The organism is Serratia sp. N21D137 (assembly GCF_047530005.1).
GTDB lineage: Bacteria > Pseudomonadota > Gammaproteobacteria > Enterobacterales > Enterobacteriaceae > Chania > Chania fonticola_B.
The window spans coordinates 1-15,687 of the sequence record NZ_JBLJAJ010000031.1; the positions used below are offsets into that span (position 1 = coordinate 1).

Annotated in this window: 13 protein-coding genes; 5 read left to right on the top strand and 8 right to left on the bottom strand. The window is 53.8% G+C overall.

Annotation, left to right across the window (positions count from 1 at the left end; all coding sequences use genetic code 11):
* Positions 1 to 401: 401 nt before the first annotated feature.
* Positions 402 to 1,043: a phosphatase PAP2 family protein gene (locus ACMV5H_RS20490; RefSeq protein WP_115159870.1), complete on the bottom strand. Its 642-nt coding sequence runs from the start codon at positions 1,041 to 1,043 to the stop codon at positions 402 to 404.
* A 256-nt stretch (positions 1,044 to 1,299) separates the two neighbouring features.
* Between ACMV5H_RS20490 and udk the strand changes: the two genes are divergently transcribed.
* The 4 genes from udk to ACMV5H_RS20510 all read left to right on the top strand — a co-directional run bounded on the left by udk (position 1,300) and on the right by ACMV5H_RS20510 (position 5,684).
* Entirely contained in the window at positions 1,300 to 1,941 is a 642-nt protein-coding gene (gene udk, locus ACMV5H_RS20495) for a uridine kinase (RefSeq protein WP_021180590.1), read from the top strand.
* Positions 1,942 to 2,067: 126 nt separating this feature from the next.
* Positions 2,068 to 2,649: a dCTP deaminase gene (gene dcd, locus ACMV5H_RS20500; RefSeq protein ID WP_021805049.1), complete on the top strand. Its 582-nt coding sequence runs from the start codon at positions 2,068 to 2,070 to the stop codon at positions 2,647 to 2,649.
* Positions 2,650 to 2,683: 34 nt separating this feature from the next.
* Positions 2,684 to 4,525: an outer membrane assembly protein AsmA gene (gene asmA, locus ACMV5H_RS20505; protein WP_414822355.1), complete on the top strand. Its 1,842-nt coding sequence runs from the start codon at positions 2,684 to 2,686 to the stop codon at positions 4,523 to 4,525.
* Positions 4,526 to 4,679: 154 nt separating this feature from the next.
* Positions 4,680 to 5,684, top strand: coding sequence for a LacI family DNA-binding transcriptional regulator (locus tag ACMV5H_RS20510; protein ID WP_059200312.1), 1,005 nt, complete (start codon positions 4,680 to 4,682; stop codon positions 5,682 to 5,684).
* A 208-nt stretch (positions 5,685 to 5,892) separates the two neighbouring features.
* Here the strand turns inward: ACMV5H_RS20510 and araD are convergent, their stop codons facing one another.
* The 7 genes from araD to ACMV5H_RS20545 form a co-directional block, all read right to left on the bottom strand.
* Positions 5,893 to 6,585 (bottom strand): L-ribulose-5-phosphate 4-epimerase, encoded by a 693-nt coding sequence (gene araD, locus ACMV5H_RS20515; protein WP_021805046.1) that lies wholly within the window; start codon positions 6,583 to 6,585, stop codon positions 5,893 to 5,895.
* Positions 6,579 to 7,448 (bottom strand): L-ribulose-5-phosphate 3-epimerase, encoded by an 870-nt coding sequence (locus tag ACMV5H_RS20520; RefSeq protein WP_414822356.1) that lies wholly within the window; start codon positions 7,446 to 7,448, stop codon positions 6,579 to 6,581. Before ACMV5H_RS20520 ends, araD begins: the two co-directional genes overlap by 7 nt.
* Positions 7,435 to 8,925 (bottom strand): FGGY-family carbohydrate kinase, encoded by a 1,491-nt coding sequence (locus ACMV5H_RS20525; RefSeq protein WP_414822357.1) that lies wholly within the window; start codon positions 8,923 to 8,925, stop codon positions 7,435 to 7,437. The genes ACMV5H_RS20520 and ACMV5H_RS20525 overlap by 14 nt, the downstream gene beginning before the upstream one ends.
* A gap of 16 nt (positions 8,926 to 8,941) precedes the next feature.
* Entirely contained in the window at positions 8,942 to 9,931 is a 990-nt protein-coding gene (locus tag ACMV5H_RS20530; protein WP_021805043.1) for an ABC transporter permease, read from the bottom strand.
* Positions 9,928 to 11,418 (bottom strand): sugar ABC transporter ATP-binding protein, encoded by a 1,491-nt coding sequence (locus ACMV5H_RS20535; RefSeq protein WP_414822358.1) that lies wholly within the window; start codon positions 11,416 to 11,418, stop codon positions 9,928 to 9,930. The genes ACMV5H_RS20530 and ACMV5H_RS20535 overlap by 4 nt, the downstream gene beginning before the upstream one ends.
* A 186-nt stretch (positions 11,419 to 11,604) precedes the next feature.
* Positions 11,605 to 12,522, bottom strand: coding sequence for an ABC transporter substrate-binding protein (locus tag ACMV5H_RS20540; protein WP_021180599.1), 918 nt, complete (start codon positions 12,520 to 12,522; stop codon positions 11,605 to 11,607).
* A 133-nt stretch (positions 12,523 to 12,655) separates the two neighbouring features.
* Positions 12,656 to 13,723, bottom strand: a complete 1,068-nt coding sequence (locus tag ACMV5H_RS20545) for a zinc-binding dehydrogenase (protein WP_024484881.1) — start codon at positions 13,721 to 13,723, stop codon at positions 12,656 to 12,658.
* Positions 13,724 to 14,289: 566 nt separating this feature from the next.
* Here ACMV5H_RS20545 and dcuC point away from each other — a divergent pair.
* Positions 14,290 to 15,648: an anaerobic C4-dicarboxylate transporter DcuC gene (dcuC, locus tag ACMV5H_RS20550; RefSeq protein WP_094982915.1), complete on the top strand. Its 1,359-nt coding sequence runs from the start codon at positions 14,290 to 14,292 to the stop codon at positions 15,646 to 15,648.
* The last annotated feature ends 39 nt before the right edge of the window (positions 15,649 to 15,687 follow it).

Genomic DNA, 15,687 nt, shown 5'->3' on the forward strand with positions numbered 1-15,687 from the left:
GACATGGCAGATCTCTCATCCCACGGCATAAGCAACTCCACTCAGAAGTACTCATACCTATGTTGTAAGTGTCTACCATGTCCCCGAACAAGTGTTCATGATGTCCCCGGTCTGTACACTCCCACAGGGAGAGGGAGCAGTATGGAGATGCGTTGAGGTACAGGAGTCAATCTGTGGCAAACGTATTCGACGGATGTTGAGGTTAGATGTAGTAATTAACGTTGTGGCACGTTATGTCCCCGCTTTCCAAAAAGGAGAGGGAGCAGTATGGAGATGCGTTGAGGTACAGGAGTCAATCTGTGGCAAACGTATTTGACGGATGTTGAGGTTAGATGTAGTAATTAACGTTGTGGCACGTTCTGTCCCCTCTCCCTGTGGGAGAGGGTTAGGGTGAGGGGTCATTAACGACTCTGAGGTGCTGAAACCTGTGGTTTTTTGTGCAAATCAGCCCGCACAAAAGGTTTTTCTACCGGCGCAATAGTCACGGCAATCCTTTCCAGTAACCCCTGGGTCGGTGCTGCAGTGCCGGAGTTGATCAGGACCAGGGGCAGAGCCAGCGTAACGGCAATTTTGCGGTAGGATAGCCGTGGTGGTTGCGTGCCACGTTGCAGCATTAAGAAGGTGCTGCTGACAATAAAGCCGAGTGCCAGGCCGGTGATCACCTCAGAAGTGGAATGGGCGTGTATCACTAAACGTGAATACCCTACCGCGGCGGCCAACAGATAGCCGACGATCACCGCGATGCGCCTGACCGGCGACGAGAAACGCCCACAGAGCAACCACAGCAACACCGGCCAGATACTGGCAGACAGGGCCGAGTGGCCGCTGAACCCGGTAAAATCCCAGTGGCTGCTGCCGATACCCCAGCCCATAAACGCCAGCTTCGATACGCAAACAACGGCACCCACGCCGCCAAACAGCAGCATCCATTGCCAGGTCGGTTTTCTGCTGGTAGGCGACAGGAGTAAAATAATAAAGACGATGGCTGCGCAGGGCAGCAGCAGCATGCTGTCACCAAAGAATGTCAGGAAATGCCAGTTCATGTATGGTTTTACTCTAAGAAATAGGATCGAAGACGGTCTTGATGATGGCGTGAATTGTACCCTGAGTCGCCGATTTGCAGTAGCGTAAAAAATCTTAAATCCCCCGGCAAAAGATACTCTGTATGTCAATTACGCCGGTTTGTGGGGATAATCTCCCGCCTTACCGTCTAAACGCTGGCGCCGAGAGCACTAACTCCCTATAATTGACCTGTTTTATACCCCCTTTCCCCACATATGAAATCAGGTCTTTAATTTTATGACTGACAAGTCGCATCAGTGCGTCATTATTGGTATAGCTGGCGCATCAGCCTCCGGAAAAAGCCTTATTGCCAGTACGTTATACCGCGAACTCCGCGATCAGGTTGGCGATCAACATATCGGTGTGATCCCGGAAGACAGTTACTACAAAGACCAGACGCACCTGACCATGGAAGAGCGGGTCAAAACCAACTATGACCACCCCAGCGCCATGGATCACAACCTGCTGTTCCAGCATCTGCAAATGCTGAAATCCGGCCAGGCGATTGAGCTGCCGCTGTATAGCTACACCGAACATACGCGTAAGAAAGAGACGATCCATCTCGAGCCCAAGAAAGTCATCATCCTGGAAGGGATTCTGTTATTGACGGATATCCGTCTGCGCCAGGAAATGAACTTCTCGATTTTTGTCGATACCCCACTGGATATTTGCCTGATGCGCCGTATGAAGCGCGACGTGAATGAGCGTGGCCGCTCCATGGATTCCGTGATGGCGCAGTACCAGAAAACCGTCCGCCCAATGTTCCTGCAGTTTATTGAGCCTTCAAAGCAATACGCCGATATTATCGTACCGCGCGGGGGTAAAAACCGTATCGCGATAGATATCCTGAAGGCAAAAATCAGCCAATTCTTTGAATAAGTCATTAACAGGCCAGCCTGTTTTTGCTGGCCTTTAACGAACTATTTGAGTCCCGACATAGACCTTAAGCCCGTTGTGTGGCAATTTTCGTATAAGTTTATGCGCCTTGATGGAATGGAGAAAATAATGAGACTGTGCGACCGCGATATCGAAGCCTGGCTGGATAACGGAAAACTGGTGATTTCACCGCGTCCTCCCATTGAGCGCATTAACGGGGCCACAGTGGATGTCCGTCTGGGCAATCAGTTCCGCGTGTTCCGTGGCCATACCGCTGCGTTTATCGATCTCAGTGGCCCAAAGGATGAAGTGAGTGCCGCCCTCGACCGCGTAATGAGCGATGAAATCGTGCTGCCGGAAGGCGAAGCTTTCTTCCTCCATCCGGGTGAACTGGCGCTGGCGGTGACGCTGGAGTCGGTCACCATCCCCAACGATCTGGTTGGCTGGCTCGATGGCCGCTCTTCGTTAGCCCGCCTGGGATTGATGGTGCACGTTACCGCACACCGTATCGATCCAGGCTGGCAAGGCTGTATTGTGCTGGAGTTCTATAATTCAGGTAAGCTGCCGTTGGCACTACGCCCTGGCATGTTGATCGGTGCGCTGAGTTTTGAACCGCTTTCCGGGCCTGCGTCACGGCCATACAATAGCCGCCAGGACGCGAAATACAGGGATCAGCAAGGGGCCGTGGCCAGTCGTATTGACAAGGATTAACAGCGAACCGGTATTACGCTGACACGAGGATGGCATGAGAAGACTACTGACGACTTTGGTGATTTTGCTGGTGGTGCTGGTGGCGGGGATGTCTGCCTTGGTGCTGTTGGTTAATCCGAATGATTTCCGCGGCTATATGATCAAGAAGGTTGAGCAGAGCAGTGGCTATCATCTGACGCTGGAAGGCGACCTTCGTTGGCACGTCTGGCCGCAGTTGAGCATTCTTGCCGGGCGAATGACGCTGACGGCGCCAGGGGCAGCGGCTCCGGCGGTCAGCGCAGATAATATGCGTCTGGATGTCAAACTGCTGCCGCTCCTTTCCCACCAGCTTTACGTTAAGCAGGTGATGCTGAAAAATGCCGTTATCCGCCTGACCCCCGACAGCGCAGAGCAAAACCAGCCCGATGCCCCTATCGCCCCCGGTGGTAACCAGGCGGATGATGGCTCGGGCTCCCTGTGGAAATTTGATATCGACAACCTGCGGGTGGTGGACAGCCTGCTGATCTGGCAACGAGCCAACAACGAGCAGATTAACGTTCGCGATATCAATTTAACCCTGCAGCAGAATGAAAAGCATCAGGCGCAGATCGAGCTTTCCAGTCGGGTGAATCGCGACCAACGCGATCTGAGCTTCAAGCTGGCGGCTAATCTCGATCTACAACAGTTTCCCCGCCAGATAGGTGCGCAGGTCACGCAGTTTAGCTACCAGCTTGAGGGCGCAGATATTCTTGCCGGTGCCATCAAGGGGGAAGGGAGCGTACAGGCGGTTTATCAGCAGGCTTCGCAGCAGATTCTCTTGAGCCAACTGATGCTCAGTGCCAATGATAGCCAGTTGATGGGGAGTGCTAGCGCGCAGTTCGGCCCCGTGCCGGCTTACACCCTGGATCTCAGTGCCACACAACTCAATCTGGATGCGCTCTCGGGCTGGCAGACAAAAACCCCTGATGAGGAGAAGTTGCCGCAGCCGGTGACCGCATCCCCGGTGATCGCCAATCAGGCGGACGACCCACAACAGAATTTACAGGTGTTACGTGACTTCAACGCGCAGCTCAAGCTGAAGGCGGACCAGGTTACCTACCGTGGGATGTCGATTAATCAGCTGGCGGTGCAGGTAAGCAACCAACAGGGATTAATGACGGTGGCTACGCTGTCTGGTAAGTTGGCCGGCGGTGATTTCTCCCTGCCTGGTTCGATGGATGCGCGAACTGATAAGCCGCTGATTAAACTGCAGCCGCAGTTACGGCACATTGAGTTGGGTGAGGTTCTCAAGGCCTTCGACATGCCATTGGCGCTGACCGGCACGTTCAACATGCAGGGCGATTTGAGCGGCGACCGCCTCAATGCCAAGGCTTTCGAACATCGTTGGCAAGGAACGGCGGAGTTGTCCATGCAGAATGCGCAGCTTCATGGCCTGAATATTCAACAGCTTATCCAGCAAGCCGTGGCGCGTAATGACAGTAGCGTGCGTGGTGAGGATAACAACCAGCGCTACACCGCGGTGCAACAAATGAGCGCCAAGGCCAGCTTGAGCAAGGGGCAGATCACGCTCAGCGAGTTACAGGCAGAATCACCGGTGATGAACCTGACCGGCAGCGGTACGCTCAATATGCCTGGCAAACAGTGCGATTTAACCATGAACGTTCTGGTCACGGGAGGTTGGCAGGGCAACAATGCGTTAATCGCACAACTGCGCGAAACGCCGATCCCTCTGCGCGTCTATGGCCCTTGGGATCAGCTCAATTATCAACTGCAGGTCGATCAGCTATTGCGTAAAAAGCTGCAGGATCGTGCCAAAGACGCCTTGAACAAGTGGGCGGAGAAGAATAAAGGGTCCCAGGATGGCCAGGATCTGAAAAAACTGCTCGATAAGCTGTAGACCTTATCAAACACTGCCCGCGCTCTCTTTAGGTTGGATGAGCGCGGGTTTGCCACCCGAGCGACAAAATCAATACCTTTGATATTCATCTGGCATACTGCTGATGGCTTCCCTACAATAAGGGATCTGTTAATGAATAAAGCAAGGATTGACGGTGTCAAAAGCGAATTCTAATGCCACCATTGTGGATATTGCCCGCCGAGCCAACGTGACCAATATCACTGTCTCCCGTGCTTTTAATAAACCCGAACTGGTCAAGTCTGAAACGCTCGAGAAAATTCACGCTATTGCCAAAGAGCTTAATTATGTTCCCAATGCTTTCGCTCAGGGATTAAAGAAAAGCAGCAGCCAAATTATCGGCATTGTTACCAGTAGCATGTATAACCCTTTTTATTCCAACCTGATCCAAACCGTATCGCGTATTGCCCGCATGCAGGGCTATCAGATTATGCTGTTTGATACCGACGGCAGTGAAGAGGCTGAAATGCAGGCGGTACAGGCGCTGTTCGGTTATAAGGCTCGGGGCATCTTGCTCTCTGCCGTACGCGACGATCGGCACTATCAACCCGCCTACCTTGATCAGGCCGAACGCTATCACACTCCGCTGATCCTGATCGACAGAGACATTTATAATCAACAGCTTAGTGGCGTTTTCCTCAACAACCAAGAGATTGGCAAACTGGCCGGGAAATATCTGGCCGAGCAGCCGGAAAGTAATATCCTGATCCTGGGTGGTCCGGCCGACTCGGAAATTACCTTGGCGCGAACCCAGGGGATTATTGATGCTCTGGAGGAGAAGGGGAGTAAAATCACCATTATCAATGGCGACTATGATTTTATTTCACAAGAGGCACGGGTGAAAGAATATCTTGCCGATGAACGGCATCAGCCGGATTATATCGTGGGCCTCAACGGTATTATCACGCTGGGTGCTATTTCTTTATGCCATCAGCTGGGTATTTACCATCGGGTGAAATTCTTCTCGATCGATGAACCGCCCAAGGCGCGGGATTATGGGCAGCATATTGCCGGGGTTTATCACGATACGCAGGTGTTAGGGGAAATCGCGGCGGAGTTATTGTTTAATGCGATTAAAAATAATCACAGCGATCAACCATTAAGACGGGAATTTTTTACCGGGATGTTGCTTGTCGAGTGATGGCCCCTCACCCCAACCCTCTCCCACAGGGAGAGGGAGCTGTACGGTGCACATACGTAGCCCGCGTAGCTTCGGAAAGTAGGGAGTAAAAACAAGAAAGGCAAGGTCTTACTCAGGGCAATCAACGAACTCGATCGGTCCCCTCTCCCTGTGGGAGAGGGTTAGGGTGAGGGGTAATTCGCTGAATTATCAGGTTAATCGCATCCTGTTACTGCCCATAGTAAGCATTTTTACCGTGCTTGCGTAAAAAGTGCTTATCCAACAGCGCGGGTTGCATGGGCGGGATCGTCGGAGTCAATTGCCGCGTGGCCATCGCCATTGCCGCCACTTCCTCCATCACCACCGCATTATGCACCGCATCCGCCGCCGTTTTTCCCCAGGCGAACGGCCCATGAGAATAGACCAACACCCCCGGCACCTGTTGCGGATCGCGCTTCGTCTGTTGGAACGTCTCGATAATCACCTGGCCGGTTTCCCGCTCATAGTCGCCAGCAATCTCGTCCTCACGCATGGGGCGGGTACAGGGAATGTCACCATAAAAATAGTCGGCATGGGTGGTGCCCAGAGCCGGGATCGCCTGGCCAGCCTGTGCCCAGATGGTGGCATTACGGCTGTGGGTATGGACGATGCCGCCAATCTCGGGAAAGGCGCGATACAGCGCCAAATGGGTATCGGTATCCGAGGACGGTTTACGCTGCCCTTCCTGGATCACACCGTCCAAATCCACCACCACCAGATCGTCTACCGTCATCACCTCATAGGCGATCCCCGAAGGTTTGATCACCACCAGCCCCTGTTGGCGATCGATCGCCGACACGTTACCCCAGGTAAAGGTCACCAAACCATAACCCGGCAGGCTGAGATTGGCCGCCAAAACCTGCTGCTTCAACTCGCTTAACATGTGATGCCTCCCTGTTTCATCTGCTGCTCGATCCAGCTCTTGGCCTGGGTGATATGCTGGATATCCTGGCCATCGTTGCGCGTCCACATTTCCAGCAGGAATGGGCCGCGATAGTTGAGCCGTTTTAACACGCCAAACGTATGGGCAAAGTCCACGCAGCCGCTGCCGAAAGGCACATCGCGGAATTGCCCTGTGGTGCCAGGCAGCACCGGTAAGGTGTCTTTTAAATGGATGGCGGTGATCTTGTCGATGCCTTGCTCCAGCTCAAAATCAACGTCATTGCCCCAGGCGCTGAGGTTGCCGATATCGGGATAGACGGTAAACCACGGGCTTGCAATCTGCCGGGCAAACTCGCGCCATTTGCTGATGCTGTTGATAAAGGTGGTATCCATGATCTCCACGGACAGCATCACCTGTGCCTTGGCCGCCAGCTCTACCGCCCATTGCATACCTTCGATAAAACGCTGGCGTGTATGGCGATCGGCCGTTTCGTAATAGACGTCATACCCCGCTAGCTGAATATTCCTGATCCCGACGTCGACGGCGAAATCCAACGCCTTTTGCATCAACGTGCGCGCCTGCTGGCGGATGGCGGCATCATGGCTGCCAAACGGATAACGACGATGGGCGGATAAACACATGCTGGGCACCGTAATACCGCTGTCAAAACGCGCGTTTATCAGCGCCAGCCGCTGCTGACGATCCCAGTCCAGGCGCTGTTGGCGTTCCGGCTGCTCATCAATGGAGATCTCCATAAACTGGAAACCCAACTCGCTGGCGATACCCAGGCGTTGTGCCCAATCAAGATCCGCTGGCAAGGCTTTTTCGTACAGCCCAAGTGATACGGTATTAGTGGTTTGCATGCTGGTTGGCCTCACTTAATGCTTGGGCGATATTCAGGTAGCCCGCAAAGCGATCGCGTAAGCGTCGGTTAGCCGCCGCGTCGGGATAATAGGTGTGTACTTCAGGCTGAATGACCTGCACGGCCTCGGTAAAGCTGCTGTACTCCCCGGCACCAACGGCGGCACAGATCGCCGCAGCCCGGCAGCCGCTTTGCTGGATGTCCACCACCTCCAGCGGCAAATTACCGGCGTTGGCAAACATCTGCATCCAGACGTCGGACTGCGTCGGGCCGCCGGTCATGCGAATACGCTCTACGCGCGGATTCAGCGCCACGAGGCGATCCTGATGAACCAGATGAGAGAACACGATGCCCTGATAGATCGCGTGCACGATATCGGCCATGTCATGGTGCCCGCTCAGGCCAATCAGCCCGCCCGGCAGATTGCTACCGAGGTTGGAGCCGAACAGATAGGGCAGGAATGTGATGTCGCTCGGTTGCTTGCTGCGTTCTTGTACCCAACGGTTGAACTGCGCATAGCGCTGATGGTCGTTGTCGCAAAACTGCCGTAAGAACCAGGCCAGATTACTCGCCGAGGTTGGGCTGCCTTCGTGAACAAAATAGCGGCCCTCCATGCAATAACGCCCCCAGGCAAAGGGATGGGAGGAGGGGAGGAGGTCTTCCGTCACACAGGTGGCAATCGACCAGGTACCCGCTACGGCACTCAGTGTACGATCGTCGACCACTCCCGAGCATAAGGCCGCACCAACCACATCAAACAGGCCGCCATACACCGCCGTTCCTGCGGGTAATCCGCATTGGGCAGCGGCAGTGGCGGTCACTTGCCCGGCAAGCTCGGCGGAACCTAGCAGCGGCGCGGTTTTATCGGCCACTTCCTCAATGCCGAATGCTGCCATCAATGCAGGGTCGTAGTCGGCCGTTTGCTGGTTGAACAGGTTGCTGCCGGAGATGTTGGTGATCTCCGCCGTCGCTTCACCCGTCAGGCGAAAGCGCAGGTAGTCATGGGCCATCAGCACCCGATCAATCGCCTCATATTGCGCGGGCTCATGCTGTTTCAACCAACGTAACAACACTGCCGGATGGCTGTTCCAGATGGGTTGCAGGCTACGCGGGTAGGTGACGGCTTCGATACCTTGCTGCTGTAACTCAACCACCATCGCCCCGGCACGAGTATCCGAAGAAACAATGCCGTTGCGGACCGGCTGGCCCTTTTTATCAATGGCATATAGCCCTTTGCCGTGTGATGAGAAGCTCACGCCACGCACTCGCTCGCCGGTTATATCCGTGATGCTGAGTACCTGGCGAATGGTTTGGCAAAGGTCACACCACAAAACCTCCATCTCGCGCTCAGAGAAATTGGGCTGCGGGGAAACGGTTTCCCCATCACACTCCGCTACGGCAATTTCCTCACCGTTAGCCCGGTATAGACCCGCCTTGATCAGCGTGCCGCCAATATCAATGCCCAGAAAATATCCCATATCGGTTCTCCCTAGCTTATTTACGGCGGCTGGAACTGAGGTAGATAGCGGCGAGGATAATGCCGCCCTTGACCACGTTCTGGATGTAAGGCGACACGCTCATCAGGTTGAGGCCGTTATTCAATACGCCAAGCATCATGGCGCCCACCAGCGTGCCGATAATGGCACCTCTGCCACCAGAGATGGCGGCCCCACCAAGCACTACGGCGGCGATGGCATCCAGCTCAAAACCTTCACCGGCGTTGGGCTGCCCGCTCATCAGGCGTGAAGTGAGTACCAACCCAGCCAGTGCGGCGGTCGTTCCACTCACCACATACACCAGGACTTTGTAGCGAGGTACGCGAATACCGCTCAGGCGCGCAGCCTCTTCGTTGCCGCCAATGGCGTAGACATAGCGGCCAAACGGCAGATGGTTAAGCATCAGGTAGGCCAGAATATAAACGCCAACCATGATCAGCACCGGTACTTGAATACCCAGTACGGAACCGCGGCCGAAGAAGGAGAACATGTCCGGCAAGCCAGAAATCGGGTAGCCGCCGGTGTACAGCAGTGCCAAACCACGGGCGATACCCATTGAGGCCAGGGTGACGATAATCGGTGGCATGCGCAGATAGGCAATGCAGGCACCGTTGGCCAAGCCAAACAGGGCGCCGATCGCCAACGCGGCGACCATCGCCAGAGGAATAGGGATCCCTCCCAGCATCAAGCCAGCCGCAATGGAACCGGACAGGGCCATCACCGGCCCGACCGAGAGATCGATGCCCCCAGTCAGGATTGCGCAGGTCATGCCCACCGCAATAATGGCGTTGATCGACACCTGGCGTGCCACGTTGGTCAGGTTGTTGACCGTCAGGAAGCTGTCATTAAGCCCGCTCATCAGCAGGAACAGAATGGCGAAGCCGATAAAAGGCAGCATCGCGGGGTGGTGCAGCAACTTCTCCCAGCGTTTGCCGAGGCTCTGCTTCTGGGCCGCGTGGGTAGGTGGGGATTGTTCAATTCCGATCATAATGCACTCCCGGTTGCATGAAGCATGATGTTATGAGACTCGATTTCATCCCCTGCCAATTCGGCAACAATGTGGCCGCCACGGAACACCAGCACGCGGTCGCAAACGCCGATGATTTCCGGTAACTCGGATGAAATCATGATGATAGAAATGCCTTTCTGCGTGAGCTGTTGCATCAGCTGATAGATTTCGGATTTGGCGCCGACGTCAATGCCACGGGTAGGCTCATCAAAAATAAGGATGTTGCAGTCATTGTTCAGCCAGCGGGCGATGACCACTTTTTGTTGGTTACCGCCGCTCAGGGTGCTGACGGCGGTATCCGCGTCCGGGGTTTTCACGCCTACCGCGCGGATCAGGCGCTGAACGATATCGTCGTCCTTGCGGGCGTTAACGAATATCTTGCCGAACCGCTCATGGCGGTTGAGGGTGATGTTCTGCGCCACGGAAAAGGGCAGCACCAGCCCCTCGGTTTTACGGCTTTCCGGCAGCAAGCCAATGCCTTGCTTCAATGCCAAAGCCGGGTTCCGCAGGGTGGTTGGTTGCCCGCCAAGGGTGACCTGCTTGCGATAGCATGCGCTGGCACCGATCAATGCGGAGACCGTCTCTGTACGGCCCGAGCCCACTAATCCGGCAAATCCCAGGATCTCGCCTTTGAACAGGTGGAAGCGATCTTCCTGCTGATGCTTGGTGCGCTGAATGCTGGCTTCCAGCAGGCGAACCGAGGTATCAACAGGGTGCGACTTCACCGGGAAGGCATTTTCGATTTTGCGCCCGACCATCAGCTTCACCAGTTCATCCACGTTGGTATCGGCCGTGGGCAGCGTTTGCACATAGGTGCCGTCGCGCAAGACGGTGATCTGGTCGCAGATGGTGAAGATTTCATCCAGGTGGTGCGAGATGAAAATCATGCCGACGCCCAGCAGTTTCAAATCGTTCATTACGCTGAACAGGTGATCGGCTTCACCTGGCGTCAGGGTAGCGGTAGGCTCATCCAGCACCAGCACGCGGGCGTCGAGCGACAGCGCCTTGGCAATCTCGACAAACTGTTGCTGCGCCACGCTCAGCTGCGCCACTGGGCAATCCAGATCGATATTCACCGTCAGCCGTTTGAAAATAGCCTCGGCTTTTTTTCGCATGGCTTTACGGTCTAATAATCCCCAGTGGTTCTTGATTTCCCGATTGAGGAAAATATTGTCCAGGGCATTCATATAAGGAATAAGCGAGAATTCCTGAAATATGATCCCCACTCCGGCGTTAATGGCCTGCCGATAATTATCAAACTGGCGGCTGGTGCCCTCCATGATTATTTCGCCCGAATCCGGTTGGTGAATACCACACAGGATTTTCACCAACGTCGATTTACCGGCTCCGTTTTCCCCAAGCAAGGCGTGTATTTGGCCGTGTTGAATGGTGAGGTCAATACCGTCCAACGCCTTCACGCCCGGAAAGGACTTCTTGATCTGTTTTAATTCTAATAACGCCGTCACGGTTAACTCCTCCGGGTTTTATACCTACCGTTGCGAAATCAATAGGTCGGGTACAAACCTCAACCGGCTCGTTGTGTTGTAGGGGCGCCGTATTCTGCGCCCGCTTTGATAATCAATGCGTTGGTTTGAGGCAAACTACACATTCAGCAGCATTGCCGCGTGGTCATCAAACTCGAGGCCGGGCGTTTACCAGCTAAAGCCTTTGGCGTTGCTGCTGTCGATCAGCTTCACTTTCACCGGAATGGTGCTTGGTACGTTGGCACCCCAGTAGCGGGCCAGAGCAATCCCCAAGGCAATACGTGCCTGGTCGCGTGGGAACTGCGCGGAGGTGGCGATAAACGGTGAGTTCGGTTTCAGGATCTCCTTAATCGCTTCAGGCTGGCCATCGACGCTGACCAATTTGACCTTGGCACCGTTACTCTCAATGGCTGCCAATGCGCCCAGGGCACCTACGTCGTTGACGCTAAAGATACCGGCCAGGTCGGGAGTCGATTGCAGCATGTTTTCGGTCACAGTCAGTGCGGTATCACGCTCTTGCTTACCGTTCTGCTTGGTGACAATCTTCATTTCCGGGTGCTTTTTAATGGCGTCTTCAAAACCACGGACGCGTTCCAGGATCGGCACCACCGGGATACCGTCCAGGATCGCCACTTTGCCTTTGTTGCCCAGGGATTTGGCCAGGTATTCACCCGCCTGGAAACCGGCATCATAGTTTTCCGAACCGACAAAGGAATCCAACGGGCCTTCGGCCTGGGCATCGATCGCCACGACCACCGCCCCGGCCTTGTGGGCCGAGATCACCGCCGACTGCACGCCAACCGAATCTGTCGGGTTAATCAGTAAAATATCGACTTTCTTTTGCAGCATATCTTCCACATCATTTATCTGCTTTGAGACGTCATGATGGGCATCCGCAATATACAGTTTGGCGCCAATATCACCGGCGGCCTGCTCTAATGCCTGTTTCATGGAGACAAAATAGTCGTTATTCATTTCCTGGAATGAAACGCCAATGGTGATCTGTTTAGCTAATGCCGATTGGCTGGCCAGCAGCATGCCGCCGGCGAGCATCACGGGTAAGGTTTTCTTGAATAATGAAAACATAGTTTATTCTCCTGTTGTAGGGGCGGTATTTTTCTTTCAGTGTTATTTATAATAATTAGGTCGTTATCGGCCAGAAGTCGGCCTCGCCATCAAAGGGCGTTATCATTGTTTGCTTAAAACTAATCACTCAATATTAAGGGACTAAAATAACCTTGATGGAATCCGTTGAATCGGCCAAGGCGAATGCCTGATCCCATTCTTTTAATGAATAACTGTGGGTCACCACGCCTTTGGAGGTCACCAGACCCCGTTCAAAAAGATCGATGGCAATTTCATAGCTATAAGGTGCCAGGTGCGCACCGCGAATATCCAACTCTTTGCGATCGCCGATGATTGACCAGTCTACGGTGGTTTCCTTACCAAACACGCTGAACTCGACAAAGCGGCCAAGCTTACGGATCATCTGCAATCCTTGGGTAACCCCAATCGGTGCGCCGGTTGCTTCGATGTAAACATCACAGCCGTAGCCGTCGGTTAACGCCTTGACGATTTTATCGGCATCTTCCTTGAGCGGGTTGATGACCACGTCGGCACCGAAGGCTTTTGCCAGCTCCAAGCGTTCGTCGATGGCGTCAATCACGATCAGCTTTTTCGGCGTCTTCAGCTTGGCTACCTGTACCATACACAGTCCCAACGGCCCGGCACCGGCCAGCACTACGACGTCGTCTAACTGGATATCCCCACGGGCAACGGTGTGGATGGCACAGGCCATCGGCTCGATCAGCACGGCATCTTCATGACTGAGGCTTTCCGGGATCTTGTGCACGATGGCGTTGGCGGAAAAACGCATATATTCCGACATTCCCCCTTCGGCAACATCCTTTTGGAAGCCGTAGATATTGTGCGTCTCACACATCCAATAGCTGCCGGACTTACAGTAACGGCACTCCCAGCAAGGCACGATCTGCTCGGCAATGACGCGTTCGCCGATCTTGTACTTCTGCTCTGTGCCTTCTCCCATGGCAACAATGCGGCCGTAAAATTCGTGGCCGGGCACGACCGGTGGTTTTACCCAAGGGTTTTCACCCCAAAACATCTGGGCACCGTTTTTACATTTACAATCGCCGGCACAGATCCCGCAGCCTTCGACCTTGATCACCAGCTCTTTGGCTTTAGGTAGCGGGGTAGGGACTTGTTCAAACCGGTAATCCTGCGGGCCATGACAAACTACCGCGCTCATCTTTTCGGGTAACTGACTCATTTTCCTCTCCATTATCATGCTAGATAGCGATACGAAACCAATGTTGACGTTGTCATTTTTAGAGAAATAAAAAGGTTAATATTTATTTAAGTTATATTTTTCATTATGTTGATAATAAATTTAAACTCTTTGCTGAAAATGACAACGTGAACATTGGCGATCATATAACCAAACTGGAGAAAACATTTGTTTGATCAAACTCACACATCGTTAACATCTGACGTAAAGATTCTACAAATTCAGATCATGATCACAATGTTATGTCGGCTGTATGTAAGATAGGGGAGAGATGAGTCATTTAATTTATTGAAATTAAATCAATTATTTTCCTGTTTGATGGTCAGTTTGCTTGCTCTGGGCTGTCTGGCTGCGGCTTCCGACATCTACCCGCCCGGTGGAAGGTTATCGCCAAAGCGACCTGGCTGGGAATTTCACGATTTGTTGATAGTTTCCCCCTGTAACATTGATGAATGTCATAATATCTTGTAGTGCTTTTCGGCAGAGTGTGGCGTCAATCGGCTGCTATCGGGCGATGAGCTGAAGTAAAATAATTAAATCGAGGAATAATAATGGAACTTCTGATTGGAGCCTTGGTAGCGGTGTTCGTTGGCCGTTACATCATCAAGGGCTATTCTGCCACTGGGGTGTTAATGGTTGGCGGCCTGGTGCTGCTGGCGGTGAGTGCCTTTATGGGCAAAAATCTGCTGCCCGCGAGTGCGACGTCGACCGGGTGGCGCGCCACCGATATTTTCGAATATGTCAAAATCCTGCTGATGAGCCGCGGTGGCGATCTCGGCATGATGATCATGATGCTGTGTGGCTTCGCCGCTTACATGACGCACATTGGCGCCAATGACGTGGTGGTCAAGCTGGCGTCCCGTCCATTGCAGATGATCAATTCCCCCTATTTACTGATGATTGCGGCCTACTTTGTTGCCTGCCTGATGTCACTGGCCGTCTCTTCGGCGACAGGGCTTGGCGTGCTATTGATGGCAACGCTGTTCCCGCTGATGGTTAACGTGGGGATCAGCCGCGGTGCGGCGGCAGCTATCTGTGCTTCTCCTGCAGCCATTATCCTTTCGCCTACTTCGGGTGATGTGGTGCTGGCCGCCAAGGCGGCCGAAATGCCGCTGGTGGATTTCGCCTTCAAAACCACGCTGCCGATCTCTATCGCTGCCATTATCTGTATGGCGATTGCCCACTTCTTCTGGCAACGCTATCTCGACCGTAAAGCCAACGAACAGCACCACATCATGGACGTGAGTGAAATCACTACCAATGCGCCCGGTTTTTACGCCATCTTGCCGTTTACCCCGATCCTGGGGGTACTGGTCTTTGATGGTAAATGGGGGCCGGAGCTGCACATCATTACCGTATTGGTGATTTGTATGTTCATGGCTGCGGTGATCGAGTTTATCCGCAGCTTCAATGCCAAAACGGTGTTCGCCGGTTTAGAAGTGGCTTACCGTGGCATGGCCGATGCGTTTGCCAGCGTGGTGATGCTGTTGGTGGCAGCTGGGGTGTTTGCCCAAGGCTTGAGCACCGTTGGCTTCATCAGCGGCTTGATCAGTCTGGCACAGTCGTTTGGCACCGGCGGTATCATCATGATGTTGGTGCTGGTGGTGATCACCATGCTGGCGGCGATGACGACCGGCTCTGGTAATGCGCCGTTCTATGCGTTTGTTGAGCTGATCCCGAAACTGGCGGCACAGATGGGGGTTAACCCGGCTTACCTGGTGATCCCGATGCTGCAAGCTTCCAACCTGGGCCGTACGCTCTCGCCGGTTTCTGGCGTAGTGGTAGCGGTTTCTGGTATGGCAAAAATCTCACCGTTCGAAGTAGTGAAACGTACCTCGGTACCGGTGATTGTCGGGCTGGTGGTGGTGATTGTGGCGACGGAGTTGCTGGTGCCAGTGCACCTGTAAGCTATGTAGGCATGCTGTGCCCGTTTGACATCAATGCTG